This window comes from Rhodovulum sp. DZ06 (assembly GCF_050586345.1).
Classification (GTDB): Bacteria; Pseudomonadota; Alphaproteobacteria; order Rhodobacterales; family Rhodobacteraceae; genus JBOCEF01.
In genome coordinates this window covers 102,791-120,776 of record NZ_JBOCEF010000001.1, presented here as the reverse complement: position 1 = coordinate 120,776, position 17,986 = coordinate 102,791, and the positions used below count along the sequence as shown (strand labels likewise).

Sequence of the window (17,986 nt, the reverse complement as noted above, 5' to 3'; positions counted from 1 at the left end):
GAGGGGGATTCCCATGACGTTCCTGCGCTCCGCCGCCGCCGCCGCGCTTCTCTGCGCCCTCGCGGCCCCGGCCACGGCCCTGACCTTCACCGACCGCGCCGCGTTCGAAGCCGCGGTGACCGGGACCGCCGACCTCGCGCCCGCCGCCACCGGCTTCGCGGCGAGCCAGGCCGTCGGCGGCGTGACCTTCAGCGTCCATACCGGCGCCACCTCGCTCGGCTTTTCCGAGAGCTTCAGCTCCCTGCTGACCAATGAGCTGGCGATCAGCGGCCCCGAGAACTTCATCATCAGCTTCGGCGGCCTGGTCGGCGGCTTCGGCATGGACATCCACGAGCCGACCTCAACGGTCACCCTGGACGGCTGCAACGTCACCCCCTGCGTCGACAGCAGCTTCGAGATCAGCGCCTTCAACGGCGGCACGCTGGTCGGCTCGGCCACCATCTCGCCGGACGACAATGCGCTGGATTTCATCGGCATCGCCTTCGCGCAGAGCTTCAACGAGATCCGGGTGACCGAGACCGTGGGCACCCAAGACAACGAGCTGTTCGGCAATTTCACGATCGCCGAGGCGCTGATCGTGTCGGACGTGCCGGTCCCCGCCGCTGCCCCGCTGCTGGCCGCCGCGCTCGCGGGTCTCGGGCTGCTGCGCCGCCGGGGCTGAGCGCCCGCGCCGCCAGACGGAAAGCGCCCGCGCCGGGGAACCGGCGCGGGCGTTTGCGCGTCTGCGGGCGCGTTACCAGGAGGTCAGGAAATCCGCGTCCTGGTCGGGCCCGTCCTTCAGCCGCGCCCACCAGTCCGCGATGTCCCCGGCCTCCTCCGCCGTCAGGGCGGCGAGGACCTCGGCGCGGACGGGCGAGTCCCGCAGCGCGCGCAGGGCGCAATAGTTGCCCAGAAGGGCCGCGCGGCCGAAGAACCGCGCCGCTTCCCGCCGCGTCGCGATCCCCGCCCAGTCCCCCGCGTCCAGCAAGACGCCCTGCCCGATCCGGTGCATCGGCGCGTGATGCCCCATCCGGGCGAGCGCGAGGAGTTCCGCGCGGAGCGCGTCCCGCGGCATGCGATACGGCGCGAAATCCGGCGTCCCGGTCCGCCGGTGCAGGTCCGCGCGCACCGCCCGAAGGTAGCGCGCGCCCGGATCGCCGCGCCCCGCCTTCTCGATGATCCGGGCGGCGACCCAGTCGTCGGCCTCGGCATCGGGCAAGCCCGCGGGGACCCAGGCCGACTGGATGAACCACGGCTCGCCCGCCGCCAGGCCGATGTCGCGGAACCGGGCGATGTCGGGGTCCTCGGGCGACATCCCGCTCCCCTCGAGCGCCAGGATCGCCAGCGCCTCGGCCAGGCAGGCGCGGGGCAGGAAGACCTGCTCGCCGTCATGGTTGAGGTCTCGGTGTCGAAGAGGCGCCGCAGCGTCACGGCGCCGGGACCAGCCGCACCAGGTTCGACAGCTTGGCCATCTGCTCGCCCCGCCCGACGATCCCGCAGGAGCGGGGATGGCCGTCGCGGGCCTCCTCGCAGAAATCATGCCCGCCCATGTCGAGGTTCAGCGCCATGACCGGGGCGTGCGCGGCCTGGAGCTCCACCGCCGCGGCGTAGAGCGTCCGCGCCCCGCCGCTCTCCCAGATCGCGAGATCGCCCGAGGCCGCCTGGAACAGGATCCGCCGCCGCGCCGTCGGGGCGCCCTCCACCTCGCGCAGGTCCAGCGCGCCGTCCCGGATCAGCAGGTGCGATTGCAACGCCGAGGCGCCCGCCGCCTCGGCCGCCTTCGCGAAGGCCACCCGGCCCGCAAGGTCCCGCAGGTCGAACGCCTCCGCGCCGATCCGCGCATCGCTGACCGTGGAAATCCGCGCGCGCCCGTCGGCGCCCGCGACCAGCAGCCCGTCCATGCGCGCCAATTCCAGCGAGATCCGCTCTCCCCGCGCGATGAACACGCCGACGGGCTTCGGCCCGTCGCCGCTGTCGCGCACCCCGGCGCCGGTATAGGCGCCCGTCACGCTCACCGCCCCCGCGGGCCCGGCGTCGAGAAGCGCGAGGTCGCCGGGCATCAGCAGGATCTCCACCCGCCCCGCATCGCCGCAGACCGCCGCGCGGATCCCGGCGCCCGAGGGGCAGCCGCCCCCGGCATGGGCCGCCCCCGCGGACAGGGACGCCCCGGCGAAGATCGCCGGGGCGCAAAGCAGCGCGGGAAGGACCCGCGAAATCAGGCGGGCGCGCATCAGCCGGGGCTCATGCCCCGCAGCCGCTCGGACCGCCGCCTGAGGATCTCCAGCGTCAGCAGCAGAAGGATCGAGATGCTGACCAGGATCGTCGCCACCGCCAGGATGGTCGGAGAGATCTGCTCGCGCAGGCCGGTGAACATCTGCCAGGGCAGCGTCTTCTCCGCGGCCGAGCCGAGGAACAGCACCACCACCACCTCGTCGAAGGAGGTGATGAAGGCGAACAGGCCGCCCGAGATCACGCCGGGCAGGATCAGCGGCATCTGCACCTTGAAGAAGGTGGTCACCGGGTCCGCGCCCATGTTCGCCGCCGCCCGGGTCAGCGAGCGGTCGAAGCCCACCAGCGTCGCGGTCACGGTGATGATGACGAAGGGCGTGCCGAGGGCGGCATGCGCCAGCACGACGCCCCAGTAGGTGCCGGCCAGCCCGACGCGGGAGTAGAAGAAGTACATGCCCGCGGCCGAGATGATCAGCGGCACGATCATCGGCGAGATCAGGATCGCCATCACCGCGCCCTTGAACGGCATCTTGCCGGAGGACAGGCCGATGGCCGCGAGCGTGCCGAGCGAGACCGACAGCAGCGTCGCCGCCGGCGCGATCTTGAACGAGTTCGCCAGCGCCAGCTGCCAGTCCGAGTTGGTGAAGAAGTCCACGTAGTGCTCGGTGCTGTACGCATCCGCCTCGAACGCCAGCATCCCCGGCGTGAAGGTGAAATACGGCAGCGCGTTGAACGACAGCGGGATGATCACCAGGATCGGGAAGATCAGGAAGAACAGGATCGCGGCGCAGATCACGCGGAACCCGTAATACCAGGCCCGCTGGCCGGTCGAGGCGTAGGGAGGAAGAGCGCTCATTGTCAGGTCACCCCAGCTTCACGTTGTCGATGCCGACGATGCGGTCGTAGATGTAATAGAGCACCAGGACCAGGGCCAGCAGGATGGACCCGAGCGCGGCCGCCAGGCCCCAGTTCAAGGAGCTGGAGATGTGGTAGGCGATCCGGTTCGAGATGAAGGTGCCCGAGGTGCCGCCGACCAGTTCGGGCGTGATGTAGTAGCCGATGGCCAGGATGAACACGAGGATCGCCCCCGCGCCGATGCCCGGCACGCTCTGCGGGAAATACACCCGCCAGAACGCCGTCCAGTCGGTCGCGCCCATCGATTTCGCCGCGCGCAGGTAGCTCGGCGGGATCGTCTTCATGACCGAGTAGAGCGGCAGGATCATGAAGGGCAGCAGGATATGCGTCATCGCGATGATGGTGCCGGTCTGGTTGTTGATCATCACCAGCCGCCCGGCGTCCGAGATGATCCCGGTCCAGACCAGGAAGTCGTTGATCACCCCCTGCTCCTGCAGCAGCACCTTCCAGGAGGAAGTGCGGACAAGCAGCGAGGTCCAGAACGGCAGCAGCACGAGGATCATGATCAGGTTCGCGCTGCGCATCGGCAGGTTCGCCAGCAACCACGCGATGGGATAGCCCAGCAGCAGCGTGGTGAAGGTGATCGTCACCGACAGCACCATCGTGCGCCAGAACAGCTTGATGTAGATCGCCTCGAAATCCGACACGCTCTCGATCCCGTCCGGGGTCAGCTGCTTGTCGACGGCGGCGAGGAAATAGCCCGGGGTGTAGTTCGGCGAGAAGGTCTGGATCACCTTCCACGGCGCGGCCGTGCCCCAGTCCTCGTCGATCTTCGCGAATTGCGGGCCCAGCGGCTCGGCCGGGTCGATCCGCCCGAGGCGCCGGCTGTTGGTCTTGCGGAACAGCGAGGACATGCCCGACTGCTCGTAGTTCAGGCGGGACCCGAGGCGGGTGTGGATCTTGGCCGCCACCGCGTCCTGCATGTCGGCGTAGAACGCCTCGAACACCGGCTCGGGCGGCGGGGCGTCGCCCTCGGCCTCCCAGCCGTCCAGCGCCACGACGGTGCGCGGCAGCGTGTCGGAGACGATCTGGTTCTCGACCGAGCGCAGCAGCATGTCGCCGATCGGCAGGATGAAGCTGAACAGGATGAAGGCCAGCAGCGGCAGCACCAGCAGGAAGGCGCGGATGCGCAACGCCCGCTCGGCCCGCGCCAGCGACTTGCGCAGCGGGGTCCCGTCTGCGGCGAGCATTTCCGCGGTGGAAGAAGCGTCAGCCATCATATCCCTCGACGATCGTAAGGTCGGCCTCGCCCGCGGGCAGCCGGATCTTCATGTTTTCGCGGTATTCGGGAGAATTGTAGGCCGCCAGGGCCTGGGCGTAGCTGGGGAACTCGATCACCACGTGGCGGCCGCGCATGGCGCCTTCCACGATCTGCATCTCGCCGCCCCGGACGATGAACCGGCCGCCGTATTTCGGCAGGATCTCGTTGTTCCCGGCCACGTAGGCCGCGTAGGCCCCGGGGTCCGAGATGTCGACATGTCCGATCCAGTATCCCTTGGCCATCGCCCCTCGCCGCCGCGTTGCGTTCCCGTTCCCCCCCGGGCCCGGGAAAAGAGAAGGGGGCCCGCCCGCGGCGGGCCCCCTGGTCGTTCAGGCCGGGATCCCCGACCCCTCGATCACTGACCCCCTGGTCACTGCGCGAGCCAGGCCTGGAACTTGGCGTCCAGGTCGTCGCGGTAATCCGCCCACCACTCGTAGTTGTAGAGGAAGGTGTTGGTGGCGTTGGCCGGGTCGGTCGGCATGTGCGGGGCCATGTCGATGCCGAGCTCGGCGTGCTTGCCGACCAGCGGGGCCGAGGACTTGCGGGCCGGGCCGTAGGAGATGTAGGCGGCCTGGTCGGCGAGGCGCTGGGTGTCGGTCGCGAACTTGATGTAGTGCAGGGCGCGGTTCAGGCGCTCTTCCGACAGGCCGGCCGGGATGATCCAGCCGTCGAGGTCGAACATCTGGGCGTCCCAGAGCATCGCGACGGGCTGCTTCTGCTCCTCGATCAGGGCGAAGAGACGGCCGTTATAGGTCGAGCCCATCACCACTTCGCCGTCGGCGAGCAGCTGCGGGGTCTCGGCGCCGGCGGACCACCACACGACCGAGTCCTTGATGGTGTCGAGCTTGGCGAAGGCGCGGGCCTGGCCCTCGTCCGTCTCCAGAACGTCGTAGATCTCGTCCTTGGCGACGCCGTCGCACAGCAGCGCCCACTCCATGTTGTTGATCGGGCGCTTCTCCAGCGACCGCTTGCCCGGGAAGCCCTCGGTGTCGAAGATCGCGCAGATGCTGTCGGGCTTCGAGGAGAAGGCGTCGGTGCGGTAGCCCACGGTGGTCGAGTAGACGATCTGCGGGATGAAGCACTCGGAGACCATCAGCTCGCCGAAGTCCTCGGCCGCCGGGGTGCCGTCGGGCGCGGCGGCCAGCTCGGTCGCCGGGTCGATCGGGCGCGCGAGGCCCTCGTCGCACAGGCGCATGGCGTCGGAGGCCACGACGTCCACGACGTCCCAGGTCACGTTGCCGGCCTCGGACATGGCGCGCAGCTTGGCGACCGCCTCGTTCGAGGACTCGTCGTTCACGATCGTGACGCCGGTCTTCTCCATGTAGGGCTTGTGATAGGCCTGCATCTGGGAGTTCGAGTAGGCGCCGCCCCAGGACACGATGGTCATTTCGTCGGCGCAGTTTTCGCAGGCCGGCAGTTCATCCGCGGCGAAGGCGGGGGCGGACACGGCGACGATGGCCGAGGCGCCGAGAAGGCGAGCGATTTTCATGGGGTCACTCCTGTTGGACTTGGTTCGTTGTTTCATCGACGCCGGAGGGCGGACCGTCTTGCCGCGGCCCGCTTCCCTCCGTCCGGCGCCGGTCGTCACGCCGCGTCGAGCGCGCGGCAGTCCTCGTACCGCCAGCTCAGCTCGGTCGTCTGACCGACCGCGAGCTGCGCGTGGTGCGAGGAATTCGGGACCTTCACGACGAATTCCTCATTCCCGTGCACGGACATGCGCACGCGGATGTGGTCGCCGAGATAGATCTGCTCCAGCACCTTGCCGGTGACGGAGTTGAAGTCGGGCTGGGCGCCCACCTCGACACGCTCGGGGCGCAGGGACAGGCGCGTGGCCTGGCCGACGCCGCCGCAGTTGACGGCCAGCGCGGTGGCCGTCTCGCCATTGGCGAACTGCACGGTGGCCTTGTCGCCGTCCATGCCGATCACCTTGGCGTCGAGCGTGTTGTTCTCGCCGATGAACTGCGCCACGAAGCTGTTTTCCGGCTGTTCGTAGAGCACGTTCGGGGGGGCGAGCTGCTGGATCCGGCCGTCGTTGAACACGGCGACGCGGTCCGACATCGTCAGCGCCTCGGACTGGTCATGGGTCACGTAGACCACGGTGACGCCGAGGCGGTCGTGGATATGCTTGATCTCGAACTGCATCTGCTCGCGCAGCTGCTTGTCGAGGGCGCCGAGCGGCTCGTCCATCAGCACCAGCTCGGGGTCGAACACCAGCGCGCGGGCCACCGCGATGCGCTGCTGCTGACCGCCCGAAAGCTGGGCGGGACGGCGGCCGCCGAAATCGCCCATCTGCACCATGTCGAGGGCGCGCTTGACCTTCTCCTCGATCTCCGCCTTGCCCATCTTGCGGACTTCCAGCGGGAAGGCGAGGTTCTCGGCCACGGTCATGTGCGGGAACAGGGCGTAGTTCTGGAACACCATCCCGATACCGCGCTTGTGGGGCGGGATGTTGTTGATCGGCTTGCCGCCCAGCTTGATGTCGCCATGGGTCGCGGTTTCGAACCCGGCGAGCATCATGAGGCAGGTGGTCTTCCCGGAGCCCGACGGGCCGAGCATCGTCAGGAACTCGCCCTTCCCGATGAACAGGTTGAGGTCCTTCACCACGAGGGTTTCGCCATCGTAGCTCTTCTGCACGTTTTCAAACGCCACGAAGGCGTCTTCGGGGTTGGTCATGCGGCTTTCCCTGTCACGGCGGGCTCTCTGGCCTCTTCACAGCGCGAAGCTAAGCACAGTGATGCTGCGCGGCACAACCCCCGTGTTTCAAGGAGTCCCGAGGTCTGAAACGATCCTCTCATGGTCGTTTTCAGCGGAGCGCAAAGGGCCGTGCGCGGCCTCCGTCATGGGAATGTCAAAAGCCGACCGTGAAACGGGCGCAATTTACATGTATGGAAAATGAACGACGTGCGACTCACCTGCTTCGGGCTGAGTCGGACGGCGCCGGGGCGCGGACGCGGTGATTGAACCGGGGCGCGCGGGCATGCAAGAGAAATTTCCGCGAGGCCGTGGGGGAGCGATCTGAACGATGGACAGGCTGAACGAAATGCAGGCTTTCGTGAACGTGGTGGACCAAGGGGGGTTCACGGACGCGGCGCGCAAGCTCGGCGTTTCGAAATCCGCCATATCCAAGCACGTCGCGGCCCTCGAGGACCGGCTGGGGGCGCGGCTGCTGAACCGCACCACCCGGCGTGTCAGCCCGACCGAGATCGGCCTGGCCTTCTATGACCGCGCCATCCGGGTGCTGTCCGAGGCCGAGGACGCCGAGGCGATGGTCACCGCGATGCAGGAGGCCCCGCGCGGCGAGCTGCGGGTCTCGGCCCCGGTCAGCCTCGGGCTCAGCCGCATCGCCCCGGCGGTGCCGGACTTCCTGCTCGAATATCCCGACATCTCGCTGCACATGGTGCTCGACGACCGTTTCGTGGAGCTGGTGGCCGAGGGATTCGACATGGCGATCCGGGTCGGCGACCTGCCCGACAGCAGCCTGCGCGCCCGGCGGCTGGGGGACGTGCGCACGCATCTCGCGGCCTCGCCCGACTACATCGCCCGGCGCGGGATGCCGACGAGCCTGCAGGACCTGGCGAGCCACGAGCTGCTGCACTACTCCAACCTCTCCTCCGGCAATTTCTGGCGCCTGCTCGGCCCGAACGGGAACGAGCGGCAGATCCGCGCCACGGGCCGGCTGACGGTGAACAACGGCGACGCGCTGCTGCAGGCGGCCAAGGGCGGGCTCGGGATCGGCATGTTCCCCGATTTCATCCTCGGCGACGCGCTGGAAACCGGCGCGCTGGTGGCGGTCCTGCCCGAGGCCTGCCCGCCGCCGCTGGGGATCCACGCGGTCTACCCGCCGGGGCGCTTCCCGCAGCCCAAGCTGCGCGCCTTCATCGACCACCTGGCCGAGGCCTTCCGGGGCGACGGCGCGGTCGCGAGCCTCGAGTCCGCCCGCCGCGCCTGACCGGCGCGGCGGGCATGAAAACGCCCCGTCCTCCTGCGCGGAGGCGGGGCGTTTCGCGTTCTCAGGGCCCGGACGCCCCGCACGGCCTCAGACGTGCTGGCCGCCGTTGATCTCGATCTCCACCCCCGAGACGTAGGAGCTTTCGGAGGAGCAGAGGAAGTAGATCGTGCGCGCGACCTCCTCGGGGCGGCCGAGGCGGCGCATGGGGATGTCCGCCACCAGGTCCTCGGTGCCCGGCGACAGGATCGCGGTCTCGATCTCGCCCGGCGCAATGGCGTTCACCCGCACCCCCATCGGCCCGAAATCATGCGCCATCTCGCGCGTCAGCGCCGCCAGCGCGGCCTTGGACGTCGCGTAGGCCGCCCCGGCGAAGGGGTGGACGCGGGCCCCGGCGATGGAGGTGACGTTGACCACCGCCCCCTGCGCCGCCTTCAGCTCCGCCGCCAGCCCGCGGGCCAGCACCACGGGGGCGAAGAAGTTGACATGGAACACCTTTCCCCAGTCGCGCAGGTCGGTGTCGATGGTGTTCAGCCGCCTGCCCCCCTCGCCCTTGGGCGAGATCCCGGCATTGTTCACCAGCGCCTCGAGCTTGCCCGAGGCGAGGCGCGACTTCACCTCGGCCACCGCCGCCATGGTCGATTGCGGGTCCGAGAGGTCGACCTGGATGTGGTCCTCGGGGCCCATCTCCCACGGGCAATCCTCGGGGAAGGGATGGCGCGAGCAGGTGATGACCCGCCACCCGGCCGAGGAGAAGCGCTTGACGGTGGCGTGGCCGATGCCCCGGCTGGCGCCGGTCAGCAGGAGGGTCTTGCGGTCGGGCATGGTCGAAGTCCTTCGGGCGGCGGGAGGGGCCGGGGCGCCGCCCCCGGTCGGGGGAAGGGCGCGCGGGCCGGGCCGCCGGGGGGCGGCGAGTCGCGGCGTGCGCGCATTGGGCGCGAGGCGGCGGCGGGTTGCAAGCGCCCGCAGGCGCGGCGGGGCCGCAGGTGCGGCGGGGGCGGGGGCGCGGCGGGGGCAGGCGCGGGGGCGCGGCGGAGGCGGGCGCGGGGACGCGCGACCTCACGCAGCGGTGAGCGATCGTGCGCGCCCCAAGGCGATCCGCGCGGCGCCGCGCCGCGAACCAAGCGGTGACGGCGCCCCGCCTCCCGGCGCGGCGGCCGCGCCCGAACGACATGCATTGAACCGAAAGGACGCAGACATGACCCGCAAGGTTCCCAAGGGCCTTTACGACGTCGACCCCGAGGCGCCCGAGCAGGTTGGCGCGAAACATGGCGAGGCGACCGGCGCCTGGCGCATCCTGCGCAACAGCGCCGCGCTCTGCGCCGTCGCGCTGCTCGCGCTCGGCGTGGCCGCCAGCTTCGACATGATCTGACGCCATCCCGCGGCGCGTGCGCACGGCGCCCCCGCCCGCCCGGGCCCGCGCCCGGCGGGCCGGGGCCGCGCGCCCCGGGCCTGAGCCCGGCGCGTCAGAACCCGGTGTTGTCGTCGACGAAGATCCACATGTCGTCCCAGATCTGGTCGAATTCGTCGCTGAGCGAGCCGACGATGCCGAAGACCAGCACCACCAGCGCGGCGGTCAGCACCACCCAGTCGATGGTCACCGCCCCGCGGCGATCCGCCAGCGCGCGCCGGGCGCGGCGCGCGGGCGTGGGAGGGACGGCTGGACGGGGCGCTTCCCCCGGCGGGATCCCGATGATCCGCGATACGCTCTCTTCGCCCATACGCCTGGCTCCCCGAACACGAACACGCCTGCGCGCAGCTGCGCGCGCCCGGGCCTCCGACAGAAAAGGCGCGGATCAACCTGCGTAACCGAACAGGCATGAACGCAAGGTTGCGCCGCCGCTCATCCATGCGGCGGCGGCGCGGGGGCGCGTCAGGGGTTGAGGCGCTGCACCGTCCAGTCGGCCCCGGCCGGGTCCTCCCGCCGCCACTTGAACCGGTCATGCAGCCGGTGCTCGCCATCCGCCCAGAACTCGATCTCCAGCGGGCGGATGCGGAAGCCGCCCCAATAGGGCGGGCGCGGCGGGTTCAGAAGGTGGCGGGCCGAGACCTTCGCCACCTCGGCCATCAGCGCCTGGCGCGAGGACAGCGGCTGCGACTGCCTCGACGCCCAGGCCCCGAGCCGCGAGGGCAGCGAGCGCGAGGCGTAGTAGTCATCCGCCTGCGGGCCGTCCTCCTTCTCCACCACCCCGCGGAAGCGGACCTGGCGGCGCAGGGATTTCCAGTGCATGACCCCGGCGGCCTTGCCCGCGGCGTCGATCTGCATGGCCTTGGCGGAGCCGTAATTGGTGTAGAACACGAAGGCCCCGCCGGTCCCGTCCGCGGCGGCGGGCTCGATGTCCTTCAGCAGCACCATGCGCACGTCCGGCAGCCCGCCTTCGTCGACGGTCGAGAGGGCCATGGCGTTGGGATCGTTGATCTCCGACGCGGCGGCGTCCTTAAGCCAGGCGGCGGCGAGGGCGAACGGATCGTCGCCCGCGAACTTGCCCTTGCGGGTTTCGGTTTCCTGGATCATGGCGCGGCCCTCCTGGGTTCGGTCCGCCGCCCGCGACGGGGCGGCGCGCAGTCATGTATGGCGCGGGCGCGGCCCCTCAAGAGGGCGCGCGGCGGCGCGGGGTCTCAGGCGTCGGGGGCGGCGGGCGGCGCGGCGTCCATCACCCGCACCACGCGGGCGGGCACGCCCATGGCGACCCCGCCGGGCGGCACGTCGCGGGTGACCACGGCGTTGGCGCCGATGATCGCCTGGTCGCCGATGCTCACATCCCCCAGGATCACCGCCCCCGCGCCGATATCCACGCGCCCGCCGATCTTCGGCGCCCCCGCCGCGCCCTCGCGCCGGCCGATGGTGACGTTCTGGAACACCAGGCAGTTGGGGCCGATCTCGGCCTCGGGGTGAATCACGATGCCGGTGGCGTGCGGCAGGATCAGCCCGCCGCCGATGCGCGCGTTCAGCGGAATGTCGCAGGAGGTGACGGCGGACCAGAACCGGTGGCTCAGCGCCCAGCGCTTGCGCCCGAGCGTCCCGGCCTTCGCGTAGGCGCGGATGCAGGCCAGCAGGCGCCGCCCGGGGTCCCAGAACCGCGCCGGGGCCTCGCGCCGCCAGTCGGGCTCGGTCGCCGAGATGTATGGCCGCTCGCCCATGGGCCGTCCTCCCTCCGCCTCGGGGCGTCCCCGCCGGGCGCCGCGCATCGGCGATCCTTGTCGCCCGGCGGCGGGCGCGGGGCAACAGCTTCGGCGCCGCGGGGTTGATGGAAAGGTTGCACTGGTCTAAACGCCACGGACCAATAGCGGGTGTGCAAGGAGCAGGGCGATGACGGGACTGATGGCGGGCAAGCGCGGCCTCATCATGGGGGTCGCCAACGACAAGTCCATCGCCTGGGCGATCGCGAAGGCCTGCGCCGACCAGGGCGCCGAGATGGCCTTCACCTACCAGGGCGAGGCGCTGGCCAAGCGCGTGAAGCCGCTGGCCGAGACGATCGGCTCGGACATCGTGCTGCCCTGCGACGTGACGGACGCGGCCAGCATGGACGCGGTGTTCGCCGAGCTGGAAGCGAAATGGGGCAAGCTGGACTTCCTGGTCCACGCCATCGGCTTCTCGGACAAGAACGAGCTGCGCGGGCGCTATGTCGACACCACGGCGAAGAATTTCGAGATGACGATGAACATCTCGGTGTTCTCGTTCACCGCGGTGGCGCAGCGGGCCGAGAAGCTGATGACCGATGGCGGCTCGATGCTGACGCTGACCTATTACGGCGCCGAGCGGGTGATGCCGCACTACAACGTCATGGGCGTGGCCAAGGCGGCGCTCGAGGCCTCCGTGCGCTACATGGCGATGGATCTCGGGCCGAAGAACATCCGCGTCAACGCGATGTCCGCCGGCCCGATGAAGACGCTGGCGGCCTCGGGGATCGGCGATTTCCGCTATATCCTGAAGTGGAACGAGCTGAACTCGCCCCTGCGCCGGAACGTGAGCCAGGCGGATGTCGGCGGCTCGGGCCTGTACCTGCTGTCGGACCTGTCCTCGGGCGTGACCGGCGAGACGCACCATGTCGACAGCGGCTACCACGTGGTCGGCATGAAGGCCGAGGACGCGCCGGATATCGACGTCACGGTCGGCCGCAAGTAAGCGCCGCCACGGGACGCAAGTGAAACGCCCGGGCCGCGCGCCCGGGCGTTTTCGTTTGCGCGCGCGGGCGGGCGGATCGGCGCGCCGGGGGGGGGAGCGGCCGGGCTCGGGGGGGCGTGAAGCCCCCGCTCGCCCGCCCGCGCCGCGCCCTCGGGCCGTCCTGCAAGGTGGCGGGCGCGGGGCAGGCGCGGCGATGGCGCCCATCACGATCCGTGATGAATTGCCATCAGGCGTCACTGGACTTGATTTTCATCGTGGGTCGGGCGAAGGACGGGCCGAAGGCGAGTCCCACCGGGCGCGCCGATCCGTTCCGCCCCGTTGCCGATGGAGCTTCCCATGCCGGAGACCCTGCTGGTTCTCGCCTCGATCGCCGTCGTCGTGCTCGCCGCCGCCGCGGTGCCCGGTCCCGCCTTCGTGGCGCTGACCCGGACCGCCGCCGCCTCGGGGCGCCGCGCGGGGATCGCCTGCGCCGCGGGCCTCGCCGCCGGGTCGATGATCTGGGCGACCGCGGCGATGTTCGGCCTCGCCGCCCTGTTCGCCGCCGCGCCCTGGCTGGCGACGGTGCTGAAGATCGCCGGCGCGGGCTACCTTCTGTGGCTGGCGGTGAAGGTGCTGCGCAACGCCGGGTCCGAGGCCGGGGGCGCCGCGCGCCCCGTCACCTTCCGCGGCGCGCTGGCGCTGCAGCTGTCGAACCCCAAGCCGGCGGTGTTCTTCGGGTCGGTCTTCGTCGCGATCATCCCCGCCGACGCCTCGCCCGCCCTGTCGGCGGCCATCGTGGCGCTGGTGGGGCTGACCGATGGCGGCTGGTTCTGCCTGCTGGCGCTGGCCTTCGGCGCGTCCACGGTGCGCGACTGGTTCCGCGCCTCGCGCCGCTGGATCGACCGGATCTGCGGCGCGGCGATGGCGGCGATGGCGGTGCGGCTGGCAGGGTCCTGAGCCCCGTGCCCCAGGTGCTGATCCGCCGCGCGAGGCCCGAGGATTTCCCCGCGATCCGCGCGCTTTACGCGGAGCTGTCCTGGGGGCTGGAGAACGTCTCGGACGATCCCGCCCTCTGGGGCCAGGTGCTGCACACGCCGGGGACCTTCGTCTACGTGGCCGGAGATGCGGGGGCCCCGCTGTCGATGGCGACGCTGCACCTGCATCCGAACCTCGGGCGCAAGGGCGCGGGCTACGCCTTCGTCGAGAACGTCGCCACCCTGCCCCATCGCCGCAATGAGGGCCTCGGGCGCGCGGTGGTGGAAGCCTGCGTGGAAGAGGCCCGCGCCGGCGGCGCCTACAAGGTGCAGCTGCTGACCATGCGCGACGGCGGCGCGCGGGGCTTCTACGAGGCGCTCGGCTTCGCCGCCGACACCCGCTGGGGCCTGGCGCTGCGCCTCTGACCCGCGCCGACGCGGGGGACGGGGCCGGGGCCGCGCAGGCGGGCGCCGGGCCGAGGGGGCTCGACGCCCCCGAGGGCCGCACGCCGCCCCGCGCCGCGCCCGCGAACGGCGCCCGGCGCCGCGCCCCGGTTCCCAAGGCGGCCGCTTCGTGGCATATCCCGGCGCTATCCGCCCATCCCGAAGGAGTCGCGCCCATGAGCCCCGCCGCCGATCGCCTGCCCCACGAAAAGGGCTTCCACGTCTCCTGGGACCAGATGCACCGCGACAGCCGCGCGCTGGCCTGGCGGCTCGACAAGCAGGGCCCGGGCGAGGGCGGCGACTGGAAGGCCATCGTCGGCATCACCCGCGGCGGCCTCGTCCCCGCCGCCATCGTGGCCCGAGAGCTGGACGTGCGCGTGGTCGATACGATCAGCGTGAAGTCCTACAACCACCAGTCCCAGGCCGAGGCGCAGGTCCTCAAGGCCCCGGATGCGGACCTGATGGGCGATGGCGAGGGGATCCTGATCGTCGACGACCTGGTGGACAGCGGCAAGACGCTGGAGCTGGTCCGCTCGCTCTATCCGCGCGCGCATTTCGCCACCGTCTACGCCAAGCCCAAGGGCCGGCCGATGGTCGACACCTACATCACCGAGGTGAGCCAGGACACCTGGATCTTCTTCCCCTGGGACATGGCGCTGCAATACGTCGAACCCTATCGCGGGACCTGATCGCGGGACCCGCCGCGGCCCCCGCGCAGCCCGGTTCGGGACGCGCGACGAAAAAAGGCCGCGCCAGGGATGGCGCGGCCAGTCGACAGGGAGGAGTGCGAAGCGCCAGAAGACCCAAGAGGCGCCTCGCATCTCCTGTTTTAGCCCCCAAGTGTTAAGAGGGCGTTTAACCAATCTGTCAAAAGACAAGGGCGCGTTTTTCGTCTAAACTACGCCCAATTCTCCGACATGCCGCCCGAACCCGGGCCGCGGTTCTGGCGCAACCTTCTGACATTCCGCGAAAAATCCGCCGCCGCCGGGGCCTGCGCGCGATTCCGATTGACCCCGCGGGGGCCGCGAAGGAACACTCGGCCCCCGCCCGGAGCGGCCCGCCCGCCCTGCGGCGCGGCGCCTCGGGGCGGGTCCGAATCATGCCTGCGCAGGAGCCCCGCCCGTGACCGACGCCGCCGCCCCCCGCCACGACCATCCCGCCGCGGCCGAGCCGGCCCCCGCCCTGCCCGCCCCGGTCGCGACGCCCGCCTGCCTGGCGCTGTCCGCCGCCGAGCAGCAGGCCGCCATGGCCCGCGGCGCGCTGACCGCCGAGGCGCTGATGGAGGCGACGCTGGCGCAGGTCGCCGCCCTCAACCCCACCTTCAACGCCATCATCGCCCTGCGCCCGCGCGAAGAGCTGCTGGCCGAGGCCCGCGCCGCCGATGCCGCGCGCGCGGCGGGCCGCCGCCCCGGGCCGCTGCATGGCCTGCCCATCGCGATCAAGGACCTGACCAACGCGCAGGGGCTGCCGACCTCCATGGGCTCGCCGCTGATGGACGGGACCGGCCCGGCGGCGGCGGACGGGCTGATGGTGAGCCGCCTGCGCGCCGCGGGCGCCATCGTGATCGGCAAGACCAACACCCCCGAATTCGGCCTCGGCAGTCACAGCTTCAACCCGGTGCATGGCTGCACCCGCAACGCCTTCGACCCGTCCCGCTCGGCGGGCGGATCCTCGGGTGGGGCGGCGGTGGCGCTGGCGCTGCGGATGGTCTCCATCGCCGACGGCTCGGACATGATGGGATCCTTGCGCAACCCGGCGGGCTGGAACGGCATCTGGGGGATGCGCCCGTCGCTGGGCCGGGTGCCCGACGACGGCGCGCCCGAGCTGTTCCTGCACCAGCTGGCGACCAACGGGCCGATGGCGCGCACGGTGGCGGACCTGGCCACGATCCTCGAGGTGCAGTCCGGCCCGGCGCCCTGCGCGCCGCTGTCGCTTCCGGCGATGGCGCCGGGGCTGGCGGCGCGGGTGGCGGACGGCTCGCTCGAGGGCGTGCGCATCGGCTGGCTCGGCGACTGGGGCGGGCGGCTGCCGGTGGCGCCGGACATGGCGGCGCTGCTGGACGGCGCGCGGGCGCACCTGGCCGCGCTCGGCGCGGTGGTTGAAGACGTCGCGCTGGACGTGGACCCCGAGGCGGTGTGGCAATCCTGGCTCGACCTGCGCGCCTGGGCGGTGGCGGCCAAGCTGGCGCCGGTGATGGCGGACCCGGCGCGGCGCAAGCTGCTGAAGCCCGAGGCGGTGTGGGAGGCGGAGCGGGGCGCCGCCCTCTCGGCCCTCGACATCGACCGGGCGGCCAATGCGCGCTCCGACCTGCACCGGGCGCTGTGCGCGGCCGAGGCGACGTTCGACGCCCTCGCCCTGCCCGCGGCGCAGCTGTTCCCCTTCCCGGCCGAGTGGCGCTTCCCGCCCGAAATCGCCGGGCGCGGGATGGACACCTATCACAGGTGGATGGAGTGCGTGATCCCCTGCTCGCTGTCCGGGCGGCCCGCGGTGTCGATGCCCGCGGGCCTGTCGGAGGACGGGTTGCCGGGCGGCCTGCAGCTGATCGGCCGGTTCCAGGGCGACGAGGATCTCCTGCGCATCGCCGCGGCGTGGGAGCGGGGGATGCCCGAGGCCGCCCGCGCGCTGCCGCCGGTGCTGGCCCCGGTTCCGGGGGCCTGATCCCCCCGGCCTGATCGGCGCGCCCGGCGGCGGCACGCCGCCTGCGGCCGTGAACGGGGGGCCCGCCCCCCTGAACGGACGCACGCGCCCCCGGGCGGCCCGGGGGGGGGAGGAGCGGCCGGTCTCGGGGGGCGTGAAGCCCCCGCTCGCCCGCCCGCGCCGCGCGGGAGCGCGGCGGGCGCCGCTTGGCGGGACGGGCGCGCCCCCACGGGCGTCCGGCCTTGCGCCGCCGCCCCGGACGGGGCCAAGATCCGCCCCGCGCGCCATCCGCGCAGCCCTTCGCCGGAAAGCCCCTCCATGCACCGTCTCTCTCCCAACGCGCTCGGCGCGCTGTTCATGTCCCTCTCGATGCTCGGCTTCGCGTCCAACGACGTGGTGATGAAGACCGTCTCGGGGGGGATGGAGCTGTTCCAGATGGTGTTCCTGCGCGGCATCGCCGCCGTGCTGCTGATCTTCGCCCTCGCCGCCTGGCAGCGGGCGCTGCGCCCGCGCATCACCCGGCGCACGGCGCTGATCCTGGCCTTGCGCATCATCGGCGAGACGGCGGGCGCCTACCTGTTCCTGCGCGCCCTCTTCGCCATGCCCATCGCCAACGCCACCGCGATCCTGCAGGTGATGCCGCTGGCCGTGACCCTCGGGGCCGCGGCGGTGTTCGGCGAGCGGCTGGGCGCGCGCCGCCTCGGGGCCATCGCGGCGGGTTTCGCGGGGATGCTGATCATCGTGCGCCCGGGGACCGAGGGCTTCGACATGAACGCGCTCTGGGCCGTCGGCGCGGTCGTGTTCCTGGTGGTCCGGGACCTGTCGACCCGCGCGCTGCCGCCCGAGCTGCCCTCGGCCTTCGTCACGCTGTGCACCGCGCTCGGGATGCTGGCGCTCGGGGCCGTCGGGACCGCGGCGCAGGGCTGGACCCCGCCGCCCGCCGGCGCGCCCCTGTTCCTCGTCCTCGCGGCCGTGCTGGTGCTGGGGGGGTATTATTTCGGGGTGCTGAGCATGCGGGCCGGCGACGTCGCCGCCGCGGCCCCGTTCCGCTACACGATCCTGCTCTGGGCCATGCTGTTCGGCGCGCTGGTGTTCGGAGAGCTGCCGGACGCGCCCTCGCTGTTCGGCGCGGCGGTGGTGGTGGCGGCGGGGGTCTACACTTTCCGGCGCGAGCGGGCGCTGGCGCGGGCCGGGCACGTGGCGGCGGCGGAGCTGGGCGGCGCCGCGGCCACGGCGGCGGACGGGCGCGGCGGCGCCACGCCCCCGCCGCCCCCGCCGATCCACGACGAGACCCCGCCGCGGCCGCGGGGCTGAGGCCCGGGCGCGGCCGGAAGGCCCGGCTGCAAGGGCGGCTGGAAGGCCCGTTGGAAAGCCCTGCCGGGCGTCGGCGCGCGATCATCGGGGGCGGCGCGGGGCCGCGTGCGGCGCAGGTCGCTCGGGGGGAGCGGACGGCGCGGGCGGCCCGAACCGGGCCGCGGGGAAATCAAGGGATCTGA

General features: G+C 71.8%; 20 protein-coding genes. 9 read left to right on the top strand and 11 right to left on the bottom strand.

Translation table 11 applies throughout. The features are described from left to right. Positions 1-13: 13 nt before the first annotated feature. A complete protein-coding gene (locus tag ACQ5SO_RS00510) occupies positions 14-661 on the top strand; it encodes a hypothetical protein (RefSeq protein WP_430939600.1) in 648 nt (215 codons plus the stop codon). A 72-nt stretch (positions 662-733) separates the two neighbouring features. Here ACQ5SO_RS00510 and ACQ5SO_RS00505 read toward each other — a convergent pair whose 3' ends face one another. The 7 genes from ACQ5SO_RS00505 to ACQ5SO_RS00475 all read right to left on the bottom strand — a co-directional run bounded on the left by ACQ5SO_RS00505 (position 734) and on the right by ACQ5SO_RS00475 (position 7,057). After that, on the bottom strand, positions 734-1,294 hold the full coding sequence (locus tag ACQ5SO_RS00505; RefSeq protein ID WP_430939599.1) for a hypothetical protein: 561 nt from the start codon (positions 1,292-1,294) through the stop codon (positions 734-736). Between the two features lie 112 nt (positions 1,295-1,406). Then, positions 1,407-2,210: a hypothetical protein gene (locus ACQ5SO_RS00500; RefSeq protein WP_430939598.1), complete on the bottom strand. Its 804-nt coding sequence runs from the start codon at positions 2,208-2,210 to the stop codon at positions 1,407-1,409. Next, positions 2,210-3,064: an ABC transporter permease gene (locus ACQ5SO_RS00495; RefSeq protein ID WP_430939597.1), complete on the bottom strand. Its 855-nt coding sequence runs from the start codon at positions 3,062-3,064 to the stop codon at positions 2,210-2,212. Before ACQ5SO_RS00495 ends, ACQ5SO_RS00500 begins: the two co-directional genes overlap by 1 nt. Before the next feature lie 7 nt (positions 3,065-3,071). Beyond that, positions 3,072-4,340: an ABC transporter permease gene (locus ACQ5SO_RS00490; RefSeq protein ID WP_430939596.1), complete on the bottom strand. Its 1,269-nt coding sequence runs from the start codon at positions 4,338-4,340 to the stop codon at positions 3,072-3,074. Beyond that, positions 4,333-4,626 carry a DUF1330 domain-containing protein gene (locus tag ACQ5SO_RS00485; RefSeq protein ID WP_430939595.1) on the bottom strand — a complete coding sequence of 98 codons (294 nt, stop codon included), beginning with the start codon at positions 4,624-4,626 and terminating at the stop codon, positions 4,333-4,335. Before ACQ5SO_RS00485 ends, ACQ5SO_RS00490 begins: the two co-directional genes overlap by 8 nt. A 128-nt stretch (positions 4,627-4,754) precedes the next feature. Continuing rightward, positions 4,755-5,873 (bottom strand): extracellular solute-binding protein, encoded by a 1,119-nt coding sequence (locus ACQ5SO_RS00480; RefSeq protein WP_430939594.1) that lies wholly within the window; start codon positions 5,871-5,873, stop codon positions 4,755-4,757. A gap of 95 nt (positions 5,874-5,968) precedes the next feature. Next, positions 5,969-7,057 carry an ABC transporter ATP-binding protein gene (locus ACQ5SO_RS00475; protein WP_430939593.1) on the bottom strand — a complete coding sequence of 363 codons (1,089 nt, stop codon included), beginning with the start codon at positions 7,055-7,057 and terminating at the stop codon, positions 5,969-5,971. A gap of 349 nt (positions 7,058-7,406) precedes the next feature. Between ACQ5SO_RS00475 and ACQ5SO_RS00470 the strand changes: the two genes are divergently transcribed. Further along, positions 7,407-8,333 (top strand): LysR substrate-binding domain-containing protein, encoded by a 927-nt coding sequence (locus ACQ5SO_RS00470; RefSeq protein WP_430939592.1) that lies wholly within the window; start codon positions 7,407-7,409, stop codon positions 8,331-8,333. 87 nt (positions 8,334-8,420) lie between these two features. On the opposite strand, the gene ACQ5SO_RS00465 is transcribed toward ACQ5SO_RS00470, so the two are convergent. Continuing rightward, positions 8,421-9,155 carry an SDR family NAD(P)-dependent oxidoreductase gene (locus ACQ5SO_RS00465; protein ID WP_430939591.1) on the bottom strand — a complete coding sequence of 245 codons (735 nt, stop codon included), beginning with the start codon at positions 9,153-9,155 and terminating at the stop codon, positions 8,421-8,423. Between the two features lie 373 nt (positions 9,156-9,528). On the opposite strand from ACQ5SO_RS00465, the gene ACQ5SO_RS00460 reads away from it, so the two are divergent. Then, positions 9,529-9,702 carry a hypothetical protein gene (locus ACQ5SO_RS00460; RefSeq protein ID WP_430939590.1) on the top strand — a complete coding sequence of 58 codons (174 nt, stop codon included), beginning with the start codon at positions 9,529-9,531 and terminating at the stop codon, positions 9,700-9,702. A 94-nt stretch (positions 9,703-9,796) separates the two neighbouring features. Here ACQ5SO_RS00460 and ACQ5SO_RS00455 read toward each other — a convergent pair whose 3' ends face one another. The 3 genes from ACQ5SO_RS00455 to ACQ5SO_RS00445 form a co-directional block, all read right to left on the bottom strand. Beyond that, positions 9,797-9,931 carry a hypothetical protein gene (locus ACQ5SO_RS00455; protein WP_430939589.1) on the bottom strand — a complete coding sequence of 45 codons (135 nt, stop codon included), beginning with the start codon at positions 9,929-9,931 and terminating at the stop codon, positions 9,797-9,799. A 272-nt stretch (positions 9,932-10,203) separates the two neighbouring features. Further along, complete coding sequence (pdxH, locus tag ACQ5SO_RS00450; RefSeq protein WP_430939588.1) at positions 10,204-10,845, bottom strand: pyridoxamine 5'-phosphate oxidase; 642 nt, start codon at positions 10,843-10,845, stop codon at positions 10,204-10,206. Positions 10,846-10,949: 104 nt separating this feature from the next. Further along, positions 10,950-11,471, bottom strand: a complete 522-nt coding sequence (locus tag ACQ5SO_RS00445; protein WP_430939587.1) for a serine O-acetyltransferase — start codon at positions 11,469-11,471, stop codon at positions 10,950-10,952. 169 nt (positions 11,472-11,640) lie between these two features. Here ACQ5SO_RS00445 and fabI point away from each other — a divergent pair, with 169 nt between their 5' ends. The 6 genes from fabI to ACQ5SO_RS00415 all read left to right on the top strand — a co-directional run bounded on the left by fabI (position 11,641) and on the right by ACQ5SO_RS00415 (position 17,804). Next, positions 11,641-12,456 (top strand): enoyl-ACP reductase FabI, encoded by an 816-nt coding sequence (fabI, locus tag ACQ5SO_RS00440; protein ID WP_430939586.1) that lies wholly within the window; start codon positions 11,641-11,643, stop codon positions 12,454-12,456. Positions 12,457-12,792: 336 nt separating this feature from the next. Then, the gene (locus ACQ5SO_RS00435; protein ID WP_430939585.1) at positions 12,793-13,392 is read left to right on the top strand and encodes a LysE family translocator; all 600 of its coding nucleotides are present in this window, start codon (positions 12,793-12,795) and stop codon (positions 13,390-13,392) included. 5 nt (positions 13,393-13,397) lie between these two features. Continuing rightward, positions 13,398-13,835: a GNAT family N-acetyltransferase gene (locus ACQ5SO_RS00430; RefSeq protein ID WP_430939584.1), complete on the top strand. Its 438-nt coding sequence runs from the start codon at positions 13,398-13,400 to the stop codon at positions 13,833-13,835. Positions 13,836-14,029: 194 nt separating this feature from the next. Next, positions 14,030-14,542, top strand: a complete 513-nt coding sequence (gene gpt, locus ACQ5SO_RS00425) for a xanthine phosphoribosyltransferase (RefSeq protein WP_430939583.1) — start codon at positions 14,030-14,032, stop codon at positions 14,540-14,542. A gap of 433 nt (positions 14,543-14,975) precedes the next feature. Beyond that, a complete protein-coding gene (locus ACQ5SO_RS00420; RefSeq protein WP_430939582.1) occupies positions 14,976-16,511 on the top strand; it encodes an amidase in 1,536 nt (511 codons plus the stop codon). 297 nt (positions 16,512-16,808) lie between these two features. Continuing rightward, a complete protein-coding gene (locus tag ACQ5SO_RS00415; RefSeq protein ID WP_430939581.1) occupies positions 16,809-17,804 on the top strand; it encodes a DMT family transporter in 996 nt (331 codons plus the stop codon). Positions 17,805-17,986: the final 182 nt, after the last annotated feature.